This window comes from Pseudocitrobacter sp. 73, assembly GCF_008369545.1.
Lineage (GTDB): Bacteria > Pseudomonadota > Gammaproteobacteria > Enterobacterales > Enterobacteriaceae > Pseudocitrobacter > Pseudocitrobacter vendiensis.
Map to the genome: position 1 here is coordinate 1 of NZ_VTZO01000056.1, position 368 is coordinate 368.

General features: G+C 61.4%; 1 protein-coding gene. It reads left to right on the plus strand.

Annotated elements, in window-relative coordinates; translation table 11 throughout:
* A partial coding sequence (locus tag F0Q32_RS25330) for an Ig-like domain-containing protein (RefSeq protein WP_149465136.1) occupies positions 1-368 on the plus strand: 368 nt, incomplete at both ends.

Consider the following 368-nt stretch of genomic DNA (forward strand, 5'->3'; position numbering starts at 1 on the left):
GATGAAGCCGGAAACGAGGCGACCGCCACGGCGGTTGAGCCGGTGAAAGTGGACACGGATATCAGCGTGACGCTGGATATCGATGTGATTGCGGGTGATGGCTGGATCAACGCCGAAGAGGCGAAGGCCGAGTACACCACCGTCAGCGGTACCGTGGGCGGGGATGCCAAAGCGGGTGACGTGGTGCATCTGGAAGTGAATGGCACGCCGTACGAAGCCATCGTTCAGGACGATCTGACCTGGAGCACGGAGGTGAAAACCAGCGACCTGCTGGCTGACCCGGAAGTGAACGGCACCATCACGATCACCGATGACGCCGGTAACGAGGCGACCGCCACGGCGGTTGAGCCGGTAAAAGTGGACACGGA